Below are 24079 nucleotides of genomic sequence, written 5' to 3' on the forward strand. Positions count from 1 at the left end.
ATAGATCCTAAAAATCGGAAAGGGTGTTTTGTGGTTTTTCATAAATTCATAATGTTAGATTTTGGTTTGTTAGTAAAGTGTATTTTCTTATTTTACAAAGGCCTGTATCAATAAGGTTTTGTTATTTGGGTTTTCATTGTATATCGTATAACTTTCTGCAGACGCAGGAACCACAAATGTTTCAGCATAATTAAAGCGCTGCCTGATTCCGTTTTTAGTTTTAATAATTACAGAAGTACCTTCGATAAGCATCCAGACATGGCATTTGTTATTAGTCGGAATATGAATTTTATTATTCAATGTGTATCGGTGTACATCATAAAAGTGCTCAGGATGAGTTGGCAAATGTTCCAGTGTGTACTCTTCTGTCTGATTAATGATATAAGGCACTGAAATTAATTCCGGAACAACAGAATCTCCTTTTCTTTCAAAATCTACATTTCTCATTCCATGTTCAATATTTAGCGGTCGTGGCTTTCCATCTAAATCCAGTCGCAGCCAGTCATACATTTTGAAAGTAAAAATATACGGAGCACTACTGATTTCCAGAACTAGATTATTGCTTCCCGAAGCATGAATAGTACCATTGGGTATTAAAAAAAGGTCATGTTTTTTTGCTGTAAATTTTTGAATATATTTATCTACATCTAGTTCTTTTACCTCTTTTTGACTCTGTAATAATGCTTTGTGAAATTCTTCCGGTTTTACACCATCCTGAAATCCTAAATATACCAATGGCTCGTTCTTGCAATCCAAAATGTAATAGGTTTCATCCTGAGTAAATGGCATTCCGAAATGTTCCCTGATGTATTCCGGAGTTGGATGACATTGAATCGAAAGATTTCCTCCATCGAACGTATCCAGAAAGTCAAATCGAATAGGAAAGTCATGCTTAAATTTTTCTGCACAATCTCCTAATACTTCTTTATAATTATTAAACATCAAAAAGTCAAAAGAAACTTCCAATAAATATTGGTCGCTTTCAAACATAATCCCATTCTCCAAAACCATAAGTTCAAATGACCACGCCAGATTATCGACTTCTTTGTTTAGGCCTTCCATTTGTTCTTTCATCCACGTTCCACCCCAGGCTCCCGGCTCGAACCATGGTCTTGGCCTAAAAACATTTTTTGCCATTTGACTCAGCCCTGCTCGAAGTGCATCACCCGTCATGAACAAGTAATTGTTTGGTCTTTGCTCGTCTGCAATAAGGTCGATATCAGGCAGTATCTCGTTTTTATGTTTGTTTAACACTACCCAGTCCACAAAGAAAAAACGCTTGTATGTTCTGCGATTGTCAATTTTATTTTTAGATCCCAGATTATTTACCATTCCGGCACGGGCTCTAAACTGTAATTCATTTTTTGGCAAATCAAAATAAACAATTGGGCCCTGCCATTGAGCCAAAGAAGCACCACATCCCAGTATGATATTTATATCTGCTGAGGTGTCAGGTTTAATTAGTTTTAGTTTTTCAGTATCAAACCAATCTATTAAGTTTTTATCCGTAATTTTTCCAAAAAGCGGGTCGTCACCTCCTAAGTAAGGTACCAGCATTTCATCTAATTTATCCGAAGATTTCATTGCGGCATCTACATGAAAACATCTTACAGTTTTGCCTCTTTTTTTTAGTTCTGCGCTTAAACTCTCTACAAGGTGACTCCAAAAAACACCTAAATATCCATCAATTGTAATAATCTTATGCTGTTCTATCCATGATGCAAATTCCTCTATACCTGCTTTAATCTTGTTCTCTCCAAGAGAAAATGAAGGATAGGCATCATATGAAATTTCATTATTTTCTTTTTTCTCAGGTGCTAAATACTGCTGTGTTTTACGCCATTCTTTGTTCTGTTCCAAATCTTGTTTTTTTAAAGAGTTATTTGCATGTAAGGCGGCTCCCATTATCGCAGCTTTATCCCACAGTTTGCATATATGTATTTCCGTTTTATTAACTTGATGTATTTTTTTTGTCATCTGATCTAAAAAATGGTGAGATGCTTTTGCTATTCCTCCTCCCAAGACAAGACTTTCGGGTTGAAACTTTAATATCCATGGGGTCATAAACTGGATGAAATTTTCGGTAAATTCATCAAATAAAGAAAGCGCATCAGAATCATGATCATCAGCCAAAATGGTAATCTCTTTTACGGTATGAACTTTTTCCCGATCTAGTTCATTCCACTTTTTTACAAACCATCTTGTCGAAAAATAATCATCAGCAATTCCATCTTTAAATGGAATATTATACAAGTAGCCATTTGGAGGTACACCGTTTTTTTCTTCTGACTGAACACACCCATCTATCAGGTATGTGCATCCAAAACCGGTTCCTAATGTTAAGACAATGCTTCGGGAATTATGCATTGCCACCCCCGCTCCATATTCTCCAATGGCAAAACTTTCTGCATCATTCAAAAAATAAACCGGAACATTATTTACAATCTTTTTGATTTCCTGCTTCACATTCAGACCGAATAAGGAATCGTATTTTTTTACACCGTTAATCTCTGAAATGCCGTCTTTGTAGTTAAAAGGTCCTGGCATTGAAATACCAACAGCTCCAATTTGATGCAAATTTACAGGAGTGTTATCATTTATTATTTTTTCAATCAGATCTTGAAAACCTTTGATAAATGAGTCGCAAGGTCCATTTGAATCTAATAGCGTTTTTTGATAAGAAGCTGCAACAAGTAAATCTGTTTCAGAATCAACTAAAGCCCCGGATATATGCGAGCCTCCAATATCAATTCCTAAATAATAAAGTTTCATAAATTTTCAGTTAAAATGAATAGGCAAAATTAATCATGTATATATGTATGTACATACTATTAAAACAAAGTAAATAAATTGTTACCATACCACAAAGTACATAGTTGCTTTTTGTCAAAAAAATAAATTAACTTTGCAGAAACAATTAAAACAAAATGGCCATATCACCTATTTACATTACTATTTTAGGTTTAAACGTATTGATTTTAAATGTTTAACAAAAATGAATGATTCGTAATGAATTAGATAAATAAGTATGAAAATAACATTAAATCATAGTAGTCCGATTCCGCTTCATGTTCAGATTGAAGAGCAATTAAGAATAGAAATTACGTCTGAAGAGTATCAAAAAGGAGTTAAATTACCAAACGAGATGGATTTGTCTAAACAATTAGGTATCTCCAGAAGTACTTTGCGCCAGTCTATAAATAAATTGGTTTATGAAGGATTGCTTGTGAGAAAAAAAGGAGTAGGAACATTTGCAAAAAAAACTTCTATCATATCAAAAGCACAGAATTGGCTGAGTTTTTCTCAGGAAATGAAAGCCCTGGGTATAGAAATCAAAAATTATGAACTGCATTTAAGTTGGGTGAAACCAACGGAAGAGCTCTGTTTATTTTTTGATATCAAAGATGACGTACGGATTTTAAAGTTAGAACGTTTGAGAGGTAAAGCCGAGTATCCTTTTGTGTATTTTATATCTTATTTTAATCCAAGAATTGGTTTGACAGGTAATGAAGATTTTTCACGTCCTTTGTATGAAATACTCGGACAAGATTATAATTCTATTGTAAAATTATCTAAGGAAGAGATTAGTGCTATTAGCGCAGAAGCTTTTTTAGCTGAAAAATTAGAAATAAAAACCGGAGATCCGGTACTGAAGCGAAAGAGGTTTGTTTTTGATCCCGGCAACAGACCTTTAGAATGGAACGTTGGATATTATAAAGCAGATAGTTTTACTTATACACTTGAATTTGAGCGAGAAATATAATTTCTGAGTAAAATATATGAATTTAAAAAAAATTAATACGCACAAGTTATATCATATCATCATTCTCAATGAAGTGGTTAGATATTTGAATACTTCCCGCTAATAATTAAGAGCCATATTCTATGACATTCTTAAGTTCTAAAAATATCATATCTAAATCAAAAGCTTAATTTATATGAAGCGTTAAATAACGGCAACCAAACTCTCACCGGATTTATTTTTAGCTGTAGCGTTTTCGGCAATATTATCTCCTTACATCCTGGACAATTTATATCATCACTACTCTGGAACACGAGGTGGTATTTTTACTCATTTTAGTTCTTTTAAGGCTCTATTAAATCGATGGTCCTGTTCTACCATATTGCTGAGATATTTACACTGCCGAATTTTAATCTTTGAGAACGTACGCTTGTTATATACTTTGATCGTTCCGGCAGTATAACCGTTTTATTACTGTTTTTTACTCTTGGCCGGCAGTTATTATTAATAGCTTTAATTAGAAAAAACTGAGCGCTTATTCTTTGTCTTCTTCTGATCAAAGGAAAGTCTACTGTATTGCCTGGTTTATCTAGTGCTCTATATAAATATCACCATGTTTTTATTAATTCTGTAATCTTCTTTTTACCTATTTAAATTTCTTCTAAAACTGCTGACCATCCGCCATTTCTCACCATCTTAATTTTAACATCATCTTTATAATTTACCTGGTATTTTTTTTTCTTATAGTCCATTGCCTGATATCCAGCATTGATGCCATCCTCAAATGATGTTAACCTATAAGATTTAGAGGTTTTTAAAAAATCTAATTTAATTACAAAAGACCTTTCTTTTTGGGAACCATTAGTAATTCCTGCAATAAACCATTTGGCTCCTTTTCTTTTGGCGACAATTACATATTCTCCAACCTTTGCTTCCAAAGCTTTAGTTTCGTCCCATGTAGTCGGAACAGAAGTAATAAAATCCGTGCACTCTCTATCCCGATAATAATTAGTAGGATTATCTGCCAGCATTTGCAGTCCACTTTCAAAAACGACAAACAAAGCAAGTTGATAAGATCTCGTACCAATACTGGCCGAATTAGGACGTTCTGATATATAAACCTCCGGCTGCATACTAATCATTGCACCAGGTGTATAATCCATTGGCCCAACAGCATTACGCATAAAAGGAAGATATAAACTATTATCAGGTCTGCATCCTCCCATTTGCTCCATTCCTCTTACCCCTTCATAAGTAATAAGATTTGGGTATTTGTATTCGAGGCCGGCAGGTTTAAATGCTCCATGAAAATCTACAAATATCTGATGCTTAGCGGCTTCCTTAACAACATTTTCATAATATCTCACCATAACCTGATCACTGCGATCCATAAAATCAATTTTTACTCCTGCTATCCCCCAGTCTTTAAAAGTTTTAAATAGTTCCATATTTTTATCAACTGTCAGCCAGGTGAGCCATAGTACTATACCTACGTTCTTTTCCTTACTATAACGAATAAGTTCGTGAAGATCAATGTTGGGGTTCGGAGTATAAGGGTCTTCCGTCGTTTTGCCCCATCCTTCATCCATAATAATATATTTAATACCGTACTTTGAAGCAAAGTCAATATAATATTTATAGGTTTCGAGATTATATCCTGAAATAAAATTAACGTCAGCACCATAAGGCGCAGCACCATTCCACCATTCCCAGCTAACTTGTCCTGGTTTAATCCATGAACTTTCTTTTAATTCGCTTTTTGCAGCAAGCTTTAACGTCATTGTATTTTCAATAATTTCTTTATCATCTTTGGTTATAACAAAATAACGCCATGGAAAACTTCTACTCCCCGAAGTTATTGCTATAAAGTCACTTTCTTTGAGAATCTTTACGCTGCGGTCTCCATCGGCACCAAATTCTAAAGGTACTTTAGGGAATGTACCTTTTATTCCTGACGGACTGCCTTTAAGAAACATGCAGGGATAATCTGAAAGATCAGATTCACTAATTAGTAATTTGTACTTTTTTTTAGAATCAACCAAAACCGGAAGTGTAGAAATTTTTCCAGATGAACTCCAGTCATTAGATTGTGTGTGAGAGTATAATTCTTCGTAAGCTGTCTTATAACTTTCGGGCTGCTGCAAGTGCAGCAGGTAATTATCGGGAAAATTCACAACAAAATTTTCATTTACCACCTTGATTTCACCCTTTTTTTTGGTAATGATCCGATGGGCCACACCATCGTTAAAGGCACGAAATTCAACCGAGTATCCCTTTTTAAAATTTAAAAGCAAATAATTATATGCATTATTTACTGAAGAATATTTTAACGAAATAAATGGCTTTATGGTTTCGTTTATTGTTCCGGTTGTACTTTTTAGTAATTCAGGATTAGAACCTAAAGTTTCGTTTTCAAGAATTAATCCTAAGTAATTCTTTGAAGCCAGCTCCTCGCCACCAGCCACTATCGAATAGTATATTTTATCTTCTAAAGTAATATATAATTTTATTTCGCCATTGGGTGATTCCAGCTCAAATTTTTTATCTTTCGAATAGGTGTTGGACAATCCTAAAAGTAAAATCAAGTAACTAAAGATGGTAATCGCTTTCATATAAAATTTTATTAAGTAATTGACAATTTTGATCAGGTTATTTTCATTTAGGTGGATCATTTTGGGCAGCCTTTTGACTACAAGGTATAGATTTGGTCCTGTCGCAGCTGTCAGAATCAAATATAAGAATTTAAATAATTTAAAAATTAAACTATTGATTACAAAATGATTTAATATAAATATCTTTGGTCTTTACCATCTGATTCTTTCTCCGCATATGCAAAACTTCAATTCCATTCAATGTTTGTCTTGCTGATTCAAAGTTTTAAAGGCCTAACCCGTTTTGTATCCTCCCTTTTATAATTCGATGGTCCCTATTCGGGATTAGTGCTTCCAAAGAAGCTGAAGCAGACAATAAATCGCGAGTGGATAAACATAGACAGAAATTAAAATTTTCTTAAATGGTATCGCCTCAAAAATTATTTTCATTAACTTATATATTTAAATTAAATAAAAGACTATGAAAGATAATAAAACTCTCAGCACCAGTCTTAAAGGAAAGACTGTTGTTATAACAGGTGCCAGCAGCGGCGTTGGCCTTGCAGCGGTAGAAGCCTTTGCGAACGAAGGCTGTAATATAATTGCAGTTGCCAGAGGTCGCAAAGGTATTGACCAGGCTGTTGCATATTGCACAAAATTAAATGTACTGGCAGTGGGTGTTTATGCCGATATGTCTATTGCTGAAGACGTGGAAAGAGTAACTCATGAAGCCTTGAAGATAAACGGAAAAATTGATATCTGGGTGAATAATGCCGGTGTGATGGCGAGTGGAAAATTTGAAGAGATTCCCATGGAAATTCACCATCAGGTAATTAAAACCAATTTGTTTGGGTATATGCATGGAGCTTAAAACGCGGTTAAAATTTTCAAAAAGCAAAATCAAGGTATCTTGATTAACAATGTATCCATCGGAGGATTTATGCCTGCCCCTTACAGCGCTGTTTACTCTGCTACCAAATATGGAATCAGGGGTATGATGGAAGGCCTGCAGGGTGAAGTTTCAAACCGCAAAAATATCCATCTATGTAATCTCTATCCTCAATTACAAAATTCCACGGGTAATTTACATTCTGCCAAATACTCCGGTTTTTCTATGAGTATCCCCTTTATTGCTTCTGATCCCCATGAGACTGCGGCTAAAATGGTTGATGTGGCAAAACATCCAAAAAAGGATACTTTTCCGGATTTACGAGCTGCGGCTATAACCAACACTTATCGATTATTTCCAAAACTGGTAATCAATACTGCCTCTGCAGCAGTACGGGCAAAAATGAAACTGAACCACAATAAGGAGAATAATTCCGGAAATGTTTTGACACAATCTAAAGAACCATTAAGAGTGTATGGGAAGGAACCGTCAAAAACATCGTCAAACCTTAATCTGGCGCTTTTTGCGGGATTGGGTTTCGGTGTCGCTCTTCTGTTAATGGGCAAAAAAACATAATACTATTAAACATTTAAAAATTCCAATTCAGGTATTACGGCAAATTCCGAAACAAATGATGTGGAGTGGATACTTCTTCTGCCACAAAAAGTAAAGGCGTTTTTTAAAGATATTCACCCGTCTAAGTTTTGTGGCAGAATCGTAGCAGACGGGCATCTTGTACACTAGAAATCCGGAAAACCAAGAGCTGATGATTATGCATTACCACTAAAAGATTCCCAGGTAAAATGACCCTGGATACTTCTGGATTATGATGGTCCGCAAGAATCTCGTTAGTACCCTTTTTTCACCACCCGAAGAAACCAGATTTGAAATAGATTTTATTTTTTAACAAAATAGATGCAAATAGAGGTAACAAACTAAGGTCTACGCTTGCAAATAACTTAACTATCATTATTTTTACATACTAAATCTATAGGATATAAGAAATATGATAATTAGAACAGTAGTAAAAAAAAACTCTTATTATTATTCTTTGTACTTATCATTAAAGTAAGTGCGCAACAAACAGATAGCCTGTCTCAGCAGTTCTTAATGAATGTTGAAATAAGGCCGAGAGCAGAATATACTTCTAATTACATTCTTCCTCCCAACGATTCAATAGATCCTTATTTTTACATCACACAGAGAAATAGAATTTCTATGCAATATGCAAGAGAAAAATGGCTTGTTAAATCAGATTTGCAGGAAATTCATCTTTGGGATCAAAACAATAAAGCTTCTAAAGTGGGAAGTCTCAGCTTTTATCAACTTTTTTTTGAAACGAAATTTAAATCCATAAATGTTCGTTTAGGAAGACAAAGTATATTATTAGATAATGGCAGATTGTTCTCTGATGCTCCATGGGCACAGCAGGGAAGGGCTCACGAAGGGATTCGAATAATGAAATCTTCAAAATATTTTTCTAATGACTTCTTCTTTTTATTTACCAGAAAGTATGGTAATGAATTTGATCCGGCCTATTCTCCGGTGGCATCAAATAAGTACAAATACATGTTAGTGAATAACTTTAGCTATAATTCTTTCAAAGAATTTTCTTTTAATGCAATGAATATTATTGATTTTTTAAAAAACACAACCTCAGACGAAATGTATACACGCGTCACTTCAGGTGGCAGGATTGAATTTAAAAAAAAGAACTGGTATTACACACTTAACTCTTATTTACAATTTGGAAATAATCTTAAAGGGCAAAAAGTATTGGCCTGCTATCTTCAGCCAGAAATTCGATTAACGCTTCGAAAATTAAACTGGCGACTGGGTGCTGAAATAATTAGCGGAAGCAGTTCTGCATTATCTAAAAACAAGTCGGGAGATTTTGATGTTTTATACGGCGTAACCTGGAAATTTAACGGGAATATGAACGTTTTTACCCGTTTCCCTACTGATGTTAGTGGAAAAGGTTTAATAAATCCTTATTTATTTACTACGATACCAATAAATCCTAAATTATCACTACGATCTGATTTTCATCTTTTTTATACACAATATCCCTTAGTGAATAATTTAGGTAATGAAACATCAAAATTCCTTGGATTTGAAAATGATGTTTCGCTAAAATACATACCTGTCAAAGAGTTAGAAATAAATTACGCCTTTTCATTTTATAAATCAACAGACTCAATGAAATATCTTCCAAAGATACAAGATGAAACTAAGTTGGCGCTGTGGAGTTATATAATGATATCTTATTCTTTTACTGCAGTAAATGTCAAACGCTATAAAAATAGCAGCAGGTAATTCAAACCACTTCAGCATTGCCTCATCATAATTTGTAAATTCAAATATTTTTCGTGCAGCTTTCAGGTCCGTATACGATCTCAAATCTTGCAAATCAGAAAATGGTATCGTGATTTGCTGGGCAAGTGTACTAAGAATTTTATCTTTCGTTTCCGCCTGTTCCAGTGCATCTGAGCGATACTGTAAGGTATAAAAATTATCCGAGTTGATCTGAAACTTGAAAATATCTCTGTGCAATTGGGGCATCAACATGCAAAAGTGTCCGTATAAATAAAGTTGATTAAGGTCTTAAAGATACGATAGATCACCATTAGTAATCATTAGAGCGGTAGTGGTATCGGTTATTTTTTCCTTTTTAGAACTCTTGTGGATTATGCCGTATAGTGCACTAAGTATTGGAATGATCATACGATTTATCAGGAGAATTTGAATAATCAGATTGTTCGACAAGGAGAAGTGAATTGCATATGTTAGTCTGAAAACTTCTTTCCCATAGCTTCAATTCTTCCAATTGTTTATCAATAAGTAGTTCCTCCTTTTTAAAATCCTCTATAAAACTTTTTTTTTCCTTTGACATATTGTATATTGTGATTTTTATAAGTCTTTTATTTTCTAATATGATAAAGGATAAATCTAACCTATCTTTTGTTTACATCCAAAAGGCTCGCAGCTTAATTGCAATTACGAAAAGTGAATTAAGAAAGAGTCACCATCTCATTCCTATTACTAATCTAATATATGAGTCTTGTGACTTCCTGCATACCACCTTTTATATTGGTTATTCAAAAGTGCAACTCTTGACCCAACATTAAACTTTGTGTCTGGTTTTTCGCCAAAATATTAATATCCCCCGCTGACTTCGAAGAAGATAATATTTCCTGTACTTTCAATCCCTTAGATAAATTAATGGAACAGTAGAAGAAATCAAAAGCCTTTACGAACGTTTATTACAAGCCGAAAAAGATAAAATCGAATACCTGGAAAAATTATTAAAAGGAAAATAAACCTTTACAAGATATGACAATACAAAAAGAGAGACTACAGTTTACGTAGTCTCTCTCTTTGTTTATGGCTCCTATAAACGCATCAAAAAAATGCGGTGATATAATTAAACTCTCTTTATATTGCTAAGCCCACGATCAGCTTTTACTTTTTTCAAAATAAAGATACTGTGTACCATTACTGACATTGCGAAAGCGTATAATCGAATTGTTAAACTCAAACAACTTCCAGCTCGTATTCAATTTCGCGAGTTCGGGGGAGCTGAACGTAAGCTGAAATACCCTTACCCCATACTGCACACTGCTTTGCCATTGTCCGGTTTCCGAAATTCCATTTTTGGTCGCTACAACCGACTGGTCATTAGCAAACACCAGGCAATAGCCGTTATAGGAAGCCGTTTTATCAGAATCGGCAAAATAATACGTAATATCCCAGGAAGCGCCGGTTAGGGTTGCGATGAAATCGAGTGGCGTGATGTTGTTTTCGGGGCAGTAATCGATCGCGTATTTGATGGCGTTTTCGAATTCGGAATTGTTCGTAATCGCTTTTGTCTGATTGTTGTAATCAGTAACCGAGATCGGATATTGCAGGGCGATGTATTGGCTGGCGTTCAGGTTTTTGATAAAATTAAAAAAGGCCTGATCGCTGGCAATCGACACCGAACCGGCAATCTGATTGGCACTGTTATAGGTGTTGATCGTAATCGGATAATTGATGTTAAGTCCGTTGATTTTAGACAACAGGTCCGGGTACATGTTCCAGTAATCGATTAGCTCCTTAAATTCCGTTTCGTTCGGGATCACTTTCTGGATGTAGTTGTAGTAGACCATGGTGACCGGAAAAGTAATTTTTACAATATCATCATCATAAGCATCAGCGTTAATATTGTCGATTACTTTTTGGTAGTCGGCCGTGGTCGTCAGGGCGATCTGCGTATTGTTGACCGTCACGGTATACGGGAGTTTTATGGTACAGTACGTAGACCCGTCGATGACATTGTCCTGCACGGTGGGTACCATGGCCACCCTTTGGAGATAGGTCGTAAGCGGAGACGTATTGGTAACGGTTCCCTGTACATAATCGTTCTGCTCTTCTGAATCGCTCTGACAGCCAAACAAGAACAGTACAAGGACAATGGATAAATATTTTTGGAAAGGCAACATAGTGATATTTTTACAAATGTAATAAAATTTAAGAAACTGTTTTTTAATAAATTCGTCCTCAAAGGTTTCTGTCCGTTGGTGTGTACTAATTTATCAAAAGGGAATAGTATTTATACTCTTATAAAACAATCCTATTTGCTTTTACCCTACTTATACCAAAAACAAATACTTTTGCAGCATACCAATTGAAAATTGAAATGCCAGATCAAAACCAATCCAACACTTGTGATGAAATCGTTTTTTCGTCTTTTTTTAAAAGCCATGTCAAAGCGCTTCGGAATTTTCTTTTTTATAAATTTGGCAATAGCGACCAGGCCGAAGATGTCGCCCAGGAGGCTTTTGTAAAGCTCTGGCAAAACTGTGCTTCGGTACCGCTGGAAAAGGCAAAGTCGTATCTGTACACCATTGCCAACAACAGCAGCCTGAATGCCATAGCCCACCAAAAAGTGGTTTTGAAATACGAAAAAGACTTTACCGGCCTCGATAAAACCAATGAAAACCCCGAATACCTGCTGGAGGAAAAACAGTTTCAGGCCAGACTCCTGAAAGCGATTGAAAACCTGAATGAAAAACAGCGCGTTGCTTTTCTGATGCACCGGATTGACGGCAAAAAATACAGTGAAATTGCCCTCGAGCTCGAAATCAGCGTCAAGGCTGTAGAAAAACGCATTCATCTGGCTTTGTTAAGCCTGCGTAAAGAAATAGATTTATAAAAGTAGGGTAAATGGAATCCCGATTGTTTTACTAACATAATACGAGTACAATGAAAGAAAATCGCTTATTGGCAAAATGGCTCAGCAATGATTTGAATGAAGAAGAGCTGGCCGAATTTAAGGCAAGTCCCGATTTTGAAAAATACGAGAAAATAAAAAGGTACACGGAACATCTGGAGGTGGGTGAACTGGACGAAAATGCAATGTTGTCGAACATTTTGAGTCAGAAAAAAGCAACACCAAAAGTAGTTCCGCTCTATAAAAAATGGGCGTTTCGTGCCGCAGCGATCTTTGTACTGGCGCTTGGAATTACCATGGTGATGCAATTTGTACTGCCGCAGACGCAAAAGGCCGGTTTGGGAGAAAAAATGACTTTTTCGTTACCGGACCACTCGGAAGTAGTACTGAATTCCGGTTCTGAAATACACTATAAAAAATGGAACTGGGAACACCACAGGCACCTCGAACTACAGGGCGAAGCCTATTTCAGGGTAGCGAAAGGCCGCCGTTTTGAGGTGCAGACCAATCTCGGAAAAGTAACAGTACTGGGAACACAGTTTAACGTAAAAGCCCGAAAAAACAGGTTTGATGTCGTGTGTTATGAAGGACGCGTAAAAGTCAATTATGCCAATACCCAAATCCTGCTGACGCACGGACAAAGCGTGAGTTTTGAAAACGGGAAACAAGTCAACAGAAACGTCGCTGCCCAGCAGCCCGAATGGATGAACCATCAGATTTGTTTTTATAAGGAAAACATCAAAAGCCTGCTGGAGGAAGTCGAAAGACAATACAACATTAAAATCGAATTGCATACCAAAGATACGACGGCTTTGTTTACCGGAAAATTACCGGCCAATGACCTGACCGTAGCTTTACAGATTATTAGTACGACCTATCATTTAGAAGCCAGAAAAGGCGCTGACACTAAAATAATTTTTGACGAAAAATAAATGTTGCTCCCCAAACAAGTTCATTTTTTGTTTCTCCCCTTTTTCCTTGCCCTGAACCTTTTTGCTCAGGACAAAGGAAAAGTCATGCCTTTTCAGAAAATCATCATAGCTATCGAGCAGCAGCATCAGATGAGTTTTAATTATACCGAGGATCTTATCGCGGGGCTGCAATGCCCTATGCCAAAAAAGTCACTTTCGTTAGACCAGAAACTGCGGTATCTGGCGCAAAAAACGCATTTGTCTTTTGAAAATATCGGCAACCGCTTTATTAATATTTATAAGAAGGAAAATACAGCTCCGCTGCTCTGTGGTTATGTTTTTGGGGCTGGCGATAAAAAGCCTATTGAAAATGCAAATATCAGCTTAGCGAACGGGACAAAGATTGCCACGGATTTTAACGGGTATTTTGAGTTGGATCCAGGCGAGGTTACTGCTTTTGGCGTCAGTCATGTGGGGTTTGTCTCCCAAAAAATTACGTCTGTTCGTCCTGATGAAAATTGCCTGCAAATCTTTCTGGAACCTGAAATTACCGAACTCGAAGAAATCAGGGCCAGTGCGGTGCTGGCTTCGGGCATTTCCAAAAATACCGATGGTTCTTTTGAAATCAAACCCAAGAAATTCGGAATCCTTCCAGGGCTTATCGAACCCGATGCCCTGCAGACCATGCAGCAGATTCCGGGCGTGAACAGTCTGGACGAAAGTGTGTCGAGCATCAACGTGCGCGGCGGTACCCACGATCAGAATTTGTTTTTGTGGAACGGGATCCGCATGTTTCAAACGGGACATTTTTTTGGTTTAATCTCGGTTTTTAATCCGAATCTGGCACACACCATTTCGATCTATAAAAACGGAAGTTCGGCTTTTTACGGCGAAAGTGTTTCGAGCGTGGTCGCTATTTCTTCCACTCCGGAAACGGCAGAGAAAAATAGTTTCAGCGCCGGAATCAATATGATCAATGCCGATGTGTACGGCAAGTACAATCTTTCGAAAAAGAGTTACATCGAAATTTCGGCCCGTAAATCGATTACTGATTTTGTTGAAACCCCCACCTACAAGGAATATTTTAATAAGGTATTTCAAAACACCACCATCACCGATTTTGCCCAAAAACACGATGTCGATTATCATAGTGACAAGAAATTCGGTTTTTATGATGCCACGCTGAAATATGCCCAAAAAATAGGCTCCAAAGACCAGATCGTACTGGATTTAATTACCATAAAAGACAATCTGGAAGTTTTTCAGAGTGCCACTTTCTATGCCATCAACCGATCGGAAAACAATGTGCTGCGCCAGCAGAATTACGGCGGCAACTTGTCCTGGAAAAGAAACTGGAACCCTTTTAACACGACTAAAATTAATATCTACAACTCGTCGTACGAGCTGCTGGGCAACCAAAAAACGACGAATGCCAACCAAACCCTGATTCAGGAAAATACCGTAAACAATAATGGGTTTAATGTAGAAAACAACCATATACTTACCCCTAAATTTAGTTTTAACAATGGCTATCAGTACAACGAAACAGGCATTACCAACTTAGAGCAGGTGACCAATCCGGACTTCTACCGCAGGGTCAAAGACGTGCTGCGAACCCATGCCCTGATTCTGGAAGGAAAATACAGCGATACCCTCTCCCGACTCTCCCTGAAGGCCGGAGCGCGGATTAATTATATTGAAAAGTTTAAAAAATACAGCCTAGAACCGCGCCTGCAATTGCGCTACGGCATTAGTAAAAGTGTCAGTATCGAACTGCTGGGTGAACTGAAAAGCCAGAATTCGCAGCAAATTATTGATCTGCAGAAAGATTATTTCGGTATTGAAAAAAGACGCTGGATCATCTCCAATAATAGCACTGTCCCAATTCAGCGAAGCAGGCAGGTCTCGGTAAATGTATGCTACAAAGAAAACGACTGGCTGCTGGATATTGAAAATTTTTATAAAAAGGTCAACGGCATCATTACTTCGAGCCAGGGATTCCAGAACCAATTGGAGTTTGTACGTACCACAGGCGATTATGAGGTTTTGGGCACCGAATTCCTGATTCAGAAAAAAATCAACCACTTCCTGACCTGGTTCAGCTATACCTACAATAAAAACAATTACCATTTTCCGGATTATGAATACCCCACTTTTCCGAACAATTTTGAGCTGACACATACCTTGTCGTGGGCCGCTATTTATGAGAAAAACAATTTCAAGATTGCCCTGGGCACCAAATGGTCTTCCGGCAGGCCCAAAACTTCTGCCGATGTTTCGCAAATAGACCCTTCAACTCCGGTATTGGTGTACAACAAACCCAACAATACCAACCTGCACATCTTTTCGCAGGTCAATCTTTCCGCTACCTACAAGTGGGAAACGGCGAATGGCATTCAGTACAAAGCAGGCCTCTCCATCCTGAACATCCTGAACCGCAAAAACGAAATCAGCGAATATTACCGCATCAGTTCGCTTACCAATTCCATCGAGGAAGTGGAAACTTTCGCACTGCAAAGAACTCCGAATGTGAGTTTTAGAATTTCTTTATAAAGCTGTATTTCAGTCTTTTGTAAAGCTTTACTTCCCTTTTTTTACTTTTTTTTAATAAAATATCGATTCTTTGGTAGGGTAACCTGCTATGAGACTGTTTTATTATCAGTTATGGGTTTTGAGTTAGATGTGAAAAGTGAGAATATAGAGTATAGAATATAGAGTATAGAACTGAGAATGATCCCGATAGCTATGGGAGAGACTAAGACTTAAAACTCATAACTCAAAACCCATAACCCATAACCCATAACTCATAACCCATAACTCATAACCCATAACTCATAACCCATAACTCAAAACTCATAACTCATAACTCAAAACTACCCCACGTATCAAATTAAAATTTAAAAACCATGAAATTAAAACAAACTACATTCGCATTTGTTGCTCTTATGGCAACTACCTTTTTTGTAAGCTGCAGCAGTGACAGTGATGGGGACACTCCTCCTGTTACGCCGCCGACAGTTGTTAAAAAAGAAATCTCCCTTTCTACCAGTGCTACTTTAGGTTCTTACCTTTCGGATAAGGACGGAAGAGCTTTGTACTTTTTTGCCACGGATGCCAACGGACAGGCTTCTTGTACCGGAGGATGTGAAGCGGTATGGCCTCTTTTTAATGTCGATAATCTGACGGCTGATAAATTGGGTGACGGACTAAACTTAGCTGATTTTGGAACGATCACTACGGCTTCTGCCAAAAAACAAGTGACTTATAAAGGCTGGCCATTATACTACTATGCACCGCTTTCTTCGGGTGACGGGTATGGCGGTGCCGGAACGAATGTACCGGAAGCGGCAGGTAAAACAACCGGTGACGGTGTTGGCGGTGTCTGGTTTATTGCCAAACCCGATTATTCGATCCTGTTGGTACGAAGCCAGCTGGTGGGCCATGATGGTAAAAACTACAAATCTGATTATACGGTGGGAGATGGTGTAACGACTTATTTTACCGATGCGAAAGGAATCACATTGTATACGTTTAAGAACGATAATTTCAAGAAAAACAATTTTACAAAAGCTGATTTCTCCAACAATGCGGTTTGGCCGATCTATGAAACCGATAAAATTGTGGTGCCTTCTGTTCTGGACAAAACTAAATTTTCTGTGATTACCGTATTTGGTAAATCGCAACTGGTGTACAACGGCTGGCCTTTGTATTATTTCGGACAGGATGCCAACGTTAGAGGTGCCAATAAAGGCATTAGTTTCCCTGCTCCGGGCGTTTGGCCGGTACCGGTGAAAGATTTGCCGCTTGCAATCTAAGCAGCAGCATTTTCTACTGACTGACAGCAACATTATATCTCAGAGGAGTCCGGTTTTTCACCGGGCTCGTTTGAAATAAAAGAGCCTTACTTCTACCTGACAATTAAAGCATTATTATGAAAAGAAAAAGAATCCTATTTAGCATCGCGGCCGTACTGATCATGGCTTCGGCGGGTATTTATTTTTATTACGGATTTCTGTTTAAGGAAGCCCGCAATATAGCCGCAGAAAGTCCGGATTTCAGTATCACAGCCGGAAAATTACTCGAAGAGTACAACGCTGATCCGAAAAAAGCGGATGCCCTGTATCTCAATAAAACCATTGCCATCACGGGTACTGTTACCAAAGAAACGGATTCTGTAATCACACTCGAAAATACTGTTTTCTGCCTGTTTACCCGAAAAATAAAAGAAAAAAAGCTCGATCACAAAGTAACCGTTAAAGGCAAATGTATCGGGTATGATGAACTTTTTCAGGAAGTGAAACTGGACCAGTGTATCCTTAATTAACCCCACAATTATTGTAATTATGAAAAAATTTTTAGTTCCAATCTGCCTTTTTCTGGCTACCATGGCCTATTCGCAGGATGATCTGCTAAAGGATCTCGATTCGACTCAGGTAGAACCTACCTATTCGACGGCTACTTTTAAGGCTTTACAGCTGGTCACTTTGCAAACAACCAAAATGGCAGCAAAAAAAGAATTCTATTTTGTAGTGTCTCACCGTTTTGGTACCGTTAAAGACGGTTTTGACAGTTTTTTTGGTCTTGATAACGCAACCACGAAACTGGGCGGTATTTATGGTGTGACCGACTGGTTATCGGTTAGTCTCTCCCGACATACCCTTAACAAGATGTACGAAACCGGCGTGAAATACCGAATGGCGCGACAAGATGCCAGTTTTCCGGTAGATATTGTCGGGTACAGTGTGGCGGACATCAATACTTTTTTGGAAAAAGATCAGTATCCGGGGCTGGAATTCAAACATCGTATGACGTATGTACAGCAATTGCTGGTTTCCAGAAAAGTAAGTGAAAAACTATCGTTAGAATTAGTACCGTCTTTCATTCATAAAAACCTGCACAATCCGGCCATCGAAAACGACAATCAGTTTTCTTTTGGCGGCGGCGGACGTTATAAAATCACCAAAAGATTATCGGTGAACTTAGAGTACATGCACAACTTTGACACGCCCGATTTTTACAAAAATCCACTATCAGTAGGTCTGGATATCGAAACCGGCGGGCATGTCTTTCAGTTGATCTTCACCAATTCACAGGCAATGAACGAGAGCGGTTACCTTACGAATGCCTCCGGCGATTGGGGCAAAGGCGATTTCTTCTTTGGATTTAACCTGTATAGGGTGTTTTAAGAATTGGATAATGTGAGAATGAGATAATTTGAGAATTGGATAATGTGAGAATGAGATAATTGGATAATTTGATAATTGGATAATTTGATAATTGGATAATTTGATAATTAGAGAATGGGAGAATTTGATAATTGGATAATGTGAGAATGAGAGATTTACAAGCGACTCCCTCCTTACATCTAACCCCAAACACACAACCCATAACTCATAACACATAACACACAACTCACAACCCATAACCCATAACACACAACCCATAACACACAACCCACAACTCATAACCCACAACCCATAACCCATAACACACAACCCATAACCAACAACTCACAACCCACCTAAATAACAACAATTATGAAAAAAATAATAGCCCTTACCCTTCTTATGGCTGCAATTGCAGGCTGTAGTGATTCCGATACGTATCAGGATATTGAAGCGCCACCGACAACAGGAACGCCAAATCCGGATCCTGTGGCGAGCTTTAGTTATACTAAAAATGCAAAATCGATAATTGATGCGAATTGTGTCGGCTGTCACCAAAGCGGAAGATCGGCTTCTTTCAGGCCGCTGACTACCTATGCGGAGGTTAAAGCAGCGGTTGAAAACGGCGGTTTATTAAACCGCATTCAGTTGCAGAATGGCCAGCAGGGCATCATGCCCCAGGCAGGCAGAATGTCTCAGGCCAATATTGATGTGATTGTAAAATGGAATACGGACGGACTTAAAGAAAATTAATCATCATGAGAAAAACAGTTATTCATTTCTTCCTCTTACTCGCGATTAGCACTGTACCTGCCACTGCAGTGGCGCAAAAGCTGATCACCAAAACGGGAAGTATCAAATTTCAGGCTTCCACGCCTTCCAACGAAGAAGTGGCTGCCGAAAACAAAAGTGTCTCTGCGGTTTTAGAGCAGTCTAACGGAGATTTCGCGGCTTTGGTCCTTATTAAAGGGTTTCGTTTTAAGGTGGCCTTAATGGAGGAACATTTCAACGAAAATTACATGGAATCTGAAAAATTTTCGAAAGCTACCTTAAAAGGTAAAATAGAAGATTTTGACCTTTCGAAAGTAACGAATACCGATAAAAATTTTACGCTGAAAGGCGATCTTACCATTCACGGAAAAACAAAACCGATAGCGGTTACGGTAAAAATTTCGAAAGCGGCCAACGGCGTTATTGCCACAGGTTCCTTTGACGTAAAACCGGAAGATTACGGCATCGAAATACCAAGTCTGGTGCGTAAAAAAATTGCGGACAAAATAAAAGTTACTTACAATTTTTTATTGGTTAAATAAGTATTGCCCGGAGGCCAGTCGTCAGGCCGGCCTCTTTTTTTCAACCCCTAATTCCCTTTATATGATCTGCAAAAATTATGTTGTTTCAGGAGAAGATGTCAATGATAATATGGTCATGGAAAGTACGGCCTACATTTCGTATACGCTTCGTGTATTGTATCATTTTTTATTTGAAAACGGATTTTCGAAAGAAAGGCTCAGGACGCTGCAGCTGGGTCTGCAGGAAGGCCATCATGCCTTAGTTTCTTATAAGGACCTGATGTTTACCGAATCCTTTTTCGTGGAGATGAAACAGTGTTATATTGCCGACAAGATCATTATGGAAAGCTACTTTTTCAATTCCAAAAACGAATGCTGTGCTGCCGTCACCAAAGAGGTGGAATGGTTTGACCCTGTTCGCAGCAAAGTGATCGCCACGCCCAAACAGATTCTGCGGTATTTTAATTCGAACCACAGCGCGTAAGACCGAATACAACAGTTCTACCCTTTTATTTTTTTTACTTTTTTCCCTTTTGATTTTTTTCCTTTCTTCCACCAGATGATAAATCCGGTTATGGGAAGAGAAGCACCAATCAGGCTCACCAGACTCCACAGTATTTTACCCGCCAGTCCGAAGAAAGTGCCCGTATGCAAATCGTGATTGCTGGCTTCGTATACATCTGCGGCATTGTTGTCCCGGTACAATTTGGTTCGTAGTAACTGTCCCGTTTTTCCATCAAAGAAAATGATATTCTGATTTCTGGCACTTGCCCATTGATTCGGATAAATCATTCGTACTCTCAGTTCCCCTGTCTTTCGAACCGAAAAACTAATGGAAGAAGCCCCCGGGTATTGGGCGTTCAACGTTTCGTAAATTTTGTTGTACCGAACCGCAATGGTCGTCGAATCTATTTTTACCGGAGGCACGGCTGCTGTTCCTTTGCTTAAAGTGGTTCGCGTCACTACATTGACTGCTTTTTTGGCCGTATCGAATTTAAAATAGAGTCCGGAAAATGCAATGAGCAGCAACACTATTGAAGCATAAAACCCCAACACCTGATGCAGGTCGTAATTGACCCTTTTCAAAGAACCGCTCCATTTTACCTGAAGCGACTGTTTTACCAGACGCCTTTGCTTCGGGAACCATAAAATAAGTCCCGTGATCAGCATGATCAAAAAAATCACCACCGACCAGCCCTGAATGAACTCTCCGACATCTCCCAATAAAAGGGTACGGTGTATTTCCAGAACCGTATTGAGCCAGTCTGCGCCTTTTTGATTGACAAGGCTTCCGTCGTACGGATTAAAGTAGTAGGTCTTTTTCTTTTTGGTGGAGAGCTGAACCGTTGCGTTTGGTTCTTCGTTCGTTATTTTTATCGCCGTGATTTTCTGTTTCGGGTCAAGCTGTTTGTAATTCCCGATGATGGTCGTAAGACCGATAAAGGGTTTCTCCTGAACGGGAACATGGAGGTATTCCTGCTGCGCCACCTCGCGGATTTCTTCTTCGAAAACATACAGGAAACCTGTAATGCTGATGATGAAAACAATAAGGCCCGATGCTAAACCGAGCCATAAATGTATTTGTCGAACTGCTTTTTTAAATCCTTTTGTCATACAGTATAGTAAAGTCCAAATATAGAAAATACGCTTTTAAAAATAGCCAGACGGATACCTAGAATTTAAAGGTAATATTGCCCGTAACCCTTGTCGGATTTTGTGCGGCCAAACGATACGACCAGTATTTTTCGTTGGTCAGGTTATCTACTTTTAATCCCAGTCTGTACTTGGGCCTGTCATAGAATACCGAAGCATCCAGAACTGTATACGAAGGAATGCTAAACTGAAAGTTTGTGGTGTTGGTCTGGTAATATTCACTTCCGTAAATCCCTCCGAAACCTACTCCCAGCCCCGAAAAAGATCCTTCAGCCAGACGGTAACTGGCCCACAGGTTGGCGGTTCTTGGCGAGCCTGCTGTTGTAGGGCGCAATCCGTTGATGGTGGCATTTGCTTTGGTATACCTGCTGTCATTATAGGTATAACCGGCTACGATATTCAGGCCGCGAATCGGGTTGGCAATCAATTCGGCTTCAAATCCTTTGCTAAGCTGTGTACCGTCCTGAAGCAGAAAGTTAGGGTTATCCGGATCATCACGGGTGATATTGGTTACCTGAATGTCATAATAACTTAAAGTGGCGCTGATTTTATTAAAGTCAAATTTAACCCCTCCTTCTAACTGGTTGGCCTGGTTAGGCTTGAACGTATTTCCGTTAAAATCGGATCCGCCCACATTGTTGAAGCCGTTCATATAATTGGCAAATACAGATACTTTTTCTTTTACAATCTGATATACGGCACCCACTCTTGGCGAAAACGCGGTCTGATTGTAAGTTCCTACCAATGAATCGCGGCTTGGGTAATAAACCCCTTTGTTGATATAACGGTCTGCCCGTACCCCGCCCATTACAATTAATTTGTCTGTAATATTAAGTACGTCTGATACATAGGCGCTATAGGTTCGCTCGTTATTAGAGACATAATTACTGAATTTAACCGTCGTTGCTAAAAATAAGGGGTCTATTTTAACGGCAGTGAAATTATTGTAGTCATCCCCCGGCTTTTTATAGTTGAGTGCTTTCATGTTGACGGTCGCATCATTACGGGTGGCGCGAAGGCTGTAGAAATCGAAACCGGCCACGACCCTGTTACGCAATTTTCCTATTTTGAAATCACCATTGAAATTTTGCTGAATATCGGTTCCGTAATACGGATTATCCTGTTTCGTAACCGCCTGTCTCAGGGTTGTATTGCTCAAAGCGGTTAACGAGACCGTATAGCCCTCTGCTGAAGAGCGGGTACGCGACACAATAGTCTGCGACGTCCATTCGTCTGATATTTTATACTTTAACTGCGCAAATATATTGTATTGCTGTCCGGTATAATTTACGGTATTGTTGGCGAAAGAAAGTTTATACGGAATGCCCATTTCGGTGATGCTTCTGGCTGTAGCGTCTTTTCCGGTGTAGGGTGCCAGTCGTGTTGGTGAAGTTCCCTTTGATGTACTGAACTCGGCATCAATAAGCAAAGTCAGCCTTTCGTTTACGGCATAAGAGAAACTTGGCGCTATGAAAAAGCTTTTGTTAAATCCGGCATCCTGAAAACTACGCTCACTGTGCAAAGCGGTATTGATTCTGAAAAGCGCTGTTTTATCGTCATTCAGAGGCGTATTGATATCAGCCGTAAAACGGTTCAGGTCCCAATCTGCAGCGGAATACGAAACTTCCCCTTTGAAGAAATCGAAAGGCTTTTTGGTTACCCTGTTGAACAAACCTCCAAAAGAAGAAATCGTACTCCCGAACAATGTCGCCGATGGTCCTTTAATCACTTCAATGCGTTCTAAATTGGCCGGATCAATAGAATTGTAGGTAAAACTGCCCACCCCGTTGCGTACGAGCTGCGGCGTCGCAAAACCTCTTGAGATATTAGTGGTTCGTCCCTGGTTTCGAACTTCGGCAATACCGGCTCCCGGAACGTTTTTAAAGGCACTGTTGTAATCGGTTACCACCTGCTCTTTCATCAGCTCCTTACTTACGATCGTGTAGACCTGAGGGTTTTCCATATTCTTAAGTTTCATTTTAGAAACTTCTTCGCTTTCTTTTCGGGCAAATCGGTTTCCTCCCGAACTGATAATCACTTCCTCTAATTTCTGTGAGGTGTAGATCAGTTCAAAATCCAATTGGACGGCCGTATTATTCTGATCGATTACGACGGAAGCCGGTGATGAATCATAACCGTTCATTGTAACTTCGACTACATACGTTCCGAAAGGGATATTTTTGAGTTCATAACTGCCATCGGTATCAGTAATAGCTGTCTTATTTAATTCGGCAATTTTTACTTTTGCACCTTGTACAGAATTTCCGTCTTTTACCAGAACCTTGCCTGATATTGTACCGCTGCTGGATTGCGAAAAAGCTGTTGCCGGGCATAAAAAAAGCAAAATAAGCAGCCCTGCTATTTTAGCTAAAACATTATTTACAAGCGGATTAGTATTTATTTTCATGTGAATTAAAATGGTTATTTTTATTTAGAATGATTACAAATATAGAATAATGGTCCATTTCTGCAAATAAAGACCGCCAAATCTTAGCGGTAAATTTTATAACATTTCCCGATAATACTATAACCGGTCTCAGGCACTAAAATCTAAATTTAGGGTTGAGTCAGAAGGATCGATTACCAGGAATTCTTTTTTTACTGAACCTCTTTTTTCATCCTTA

Annotated in this window: 16 protein-coding genes and 3 pseudogenes; 13 read left to right on the top strand and 6 right to left on the bottom strand. The window is 38.5% G+C overall.

What is annotated here, in order from left to right; genetic code table 11:
* Positions 1-87 precede the first annotated feature (87 nt).
* On the bottom strand, positions 88-2772 hold the full coding sequence (locus D0817_RS00640) for an ROK family protein (protein WP_127336457.1): 2685 nt from the start codon (positions 2770-2772) through the stop codon (positions 88-90).
* Between the two features lie 256 nt (positions 2773-3028).
* Between D0817_RS00640 and D0817_RS00645 the strand changes: the two genes are divergently transcribed.
* Positions 3029-3763: a GntR family transcriptional regulator gene (locus D0817_RS00645; RefSeq protein WP_127336458.1), complete on the top strand. Its 735-nt coding sequence runs from the start codon at positions 3029-3031 to the stop codon at positions 3761-3763.
* A gap of 353 nt (positions 3764-4116) precedes the next feature.
* Here the strand turns inward: D0817_RS00645 and D0817_RS26510 are convergent.
* Together D0817_RS26510 and D0817_RS00650 are read right to left on the bottom strand one after the other, a co-directional pair.
* Positions 4117-4338: pseudogene (locus D0817_RS26510) on the bottom strand (hypothetical protein); the annotation flags it as partial.
* A 54-nt stretch (positions 4339-4392) separates the two neighbouring features.
* Positions 4393-6414 carry a glycoside hydrolase family 97 protein gene (locus D0817_RS00650; RefSeq protein WP_238160790.1) on the bottom strand — a complete coding sequence of 674 codons (2022 nt, stop codon included), beginning with the start codon at positions 6412-6414 and terminating at the stop codon, positions 4393-4395.
* 400 nt (positions 6415-6814) lie between these two features.
* On the opposite strand from D0817_RS00650, the pseudogene D0817_RS00655 reads away from it, so the two are divergent.
* From D0817_RS00655 to D0817_RS26165, 3 genes and pseudogenes are all read left to right on the top strand, one after another.
* Positions 6815-7798 (top strand): annotated as a pseudogene (locus D0817_RS00655) (SDR family NAD(P)-dependent oxidoreductase).
* Between the two features lie 534 nt (positions 7799-8332).
* Positions 8333-9538 carry a hypothetical protein gene (locus D0817_RS00660; protein ID WP_127336459.1) on the top strand — a complete coding sequence of 402 codons (1206 nt, stop codon included), beginning with the start codon at positions 8333-8335 and terminating at the stop codon, positions 9536-9538.
* An 876-nt stretch (positions 9539-10414) separates the two neighbouring features.
* Positions 10415-10542 (top strand): annotated as a pseudogene (locus D0817_RS26165) (transcriptional regulator); the annotation flags it as partial.
* Between the two features lie 135 nt (positions 10543-10677).
* Here D0817_RS26165 and D0817_RS00670 read toward each other — a convergent pair.
* Positions 10678-11703 carry a hypothetical protein gene (locus D0817_RS00670; protein WP_127336460.1) on the bottom strand — a complete coding sequence of 342 codons (1026 nt, stop codon included), beginning with the start codon at positions 11701-11703 and terminating at the stop codon, positions 10678-10680.
* 197 nt (positions 11704-11900) lie between these two features.
* On the opposite strand from D0817_RS00670, the gene D0817_RS00675 reads away from it, so the two are divergent.
* The 9 genes from D0817_RS00675 (at position 11901) to D0817_RS00720 (ending at position 20286) form a co-directional block, all read left to right on the top strand.
* A complete protein-coding gene (locus D0817_RS00675; RefSeq protein WP_127336461.1) occupies positions 11901-12416 on the top strand; it encodes an RNA polymerase sigma factor in 516 nt (171 codons plus the stop codon).
* Positions 12417-12466: 50 nt separating this feature from the next.
* On the top strand, positions 12467-13366 hold the full coding sequence (locus D0817_RS00680; protein WP_127336462.1) for a FecR family protein: 900 nt from the start codon (positions 12467-12469) through the stop codon (positions 13364-13366).
* A 27-nt stretch (positions 13367-13393) separates the two neighbouring features.
* On the top strand, positions 13394-15898 hold the full coding sequence (locus D0817_RS00685) for a TonB-dependent receptor (protein WP_238160791.1): 2505 nt from the start codon (positions 13394-13396) through the stop codon (positions 15896-15898).
* A gap of 353 nt (positions 15899-16251) precedes the next feature.
* On the top strand, positions 16252-17160 hold the full coding sequence (locus D0817_RS00690) for a COG4315 family predicted lipoprotein (protein ID WP_127336464.1): 909 nt from the start codon (positions 16252-16254) through the stop codon (positions 17158-17160).
* A 116-nt stretch (positions 17161-17276) separates the two neighbouring features.
* Complete coding sequence (locus D0817_RS00695) at positions 17277-17669, top strand: OB-fold protein (protein WP_127336465.1); 393 nt, start codon at positions 17277-17279, stop codon at positions 17667-17669.
* A 19-nt stretch (positions 17670-17688) separates the two neighbouring features.
* A complete protein-coding gene (locus D0817_RS00700; RefSeq protein WP_127336466.1) occupies positions 17689-18531 on the top strand; it encodes a DUF5777 family beta-barrel protein in 843 nt (280 codons plus the stop codon).
* 351 nt (positions 18532-18882) lie between these two features.
* Complete coding sequence (locus D0817_RS00710; protein WP_127336468.1) at positions 18883-19263, top strand: cytochrome c; 381 nt, start codon at positions 18883-18885, stop codon at positions 19261-19263.
* 5 nt (positions 19264-19268) lie between these two features.
* Positions 19269-19823 carry a YceI family protein gene (locus D0817_RS00715; protein WP_127336469.1) on the top strand — a complete coding sequence of 185 codons (555 nt, stop codon included), beginning with the start codon at positions 19269-19271 and terminating at the stop codon, positions 19821-19823.
* Positions 19824-19884: 61 nt separating this feature from the next.
* Positions 19885-20286 (top strand): hypothetical protein, encoded by a 402-nt coding sequence (locus tag D0817_RS00720; RefSeq protein WP_127336470.1) that lies wholly within the window; start codon positions 19885-19887, stop codon positions 20284-20286.
* Positions 20287-20303: 17 nt separating this feature from the next.
* On the opposite strand, the gene D0817_RS00725 is transcribed toward D0817_RS00720, so the two are convergent.
* Positions 20304-21416: a PepSY-associated TM helix domain-containing protein gene (locus D0817_RS00725; protein WP_127336471.1), complete on the bottom strand. Its 1113-nt coding sequence runs from the start codon at positions 21414-21416 to the stop codon at positions 20304-20306.
* A gap of 58 nt (positions 21417-21474) precedes the next feature.
* Positions 21475-23862 carry a TonB-dependent siderophore receptor gene (locus D0817_RS00730; RefSeq protein WP_127336472.1) on the bottom strand — a complete coding sequence of 796 codons (2388 nt, stop codon included), beginning with the start codon at positions 23860-23862 and terminating at the stop codon, positions 21475-21477.
* Positions 23863-24079: the final 217 nt, after the last annotated feature.

Source organism: Flavobacterium cupreum, from assembly GCF_003996965.1.
In the GTDB taxonomy this organism is placed as follows: domain Bacteria; phylum Bacteroidota; class Bacteroidia; order Flavobacteriales; family Flavobacteriaceae; genus Flavobacterium; species Flavobacterium cupreum.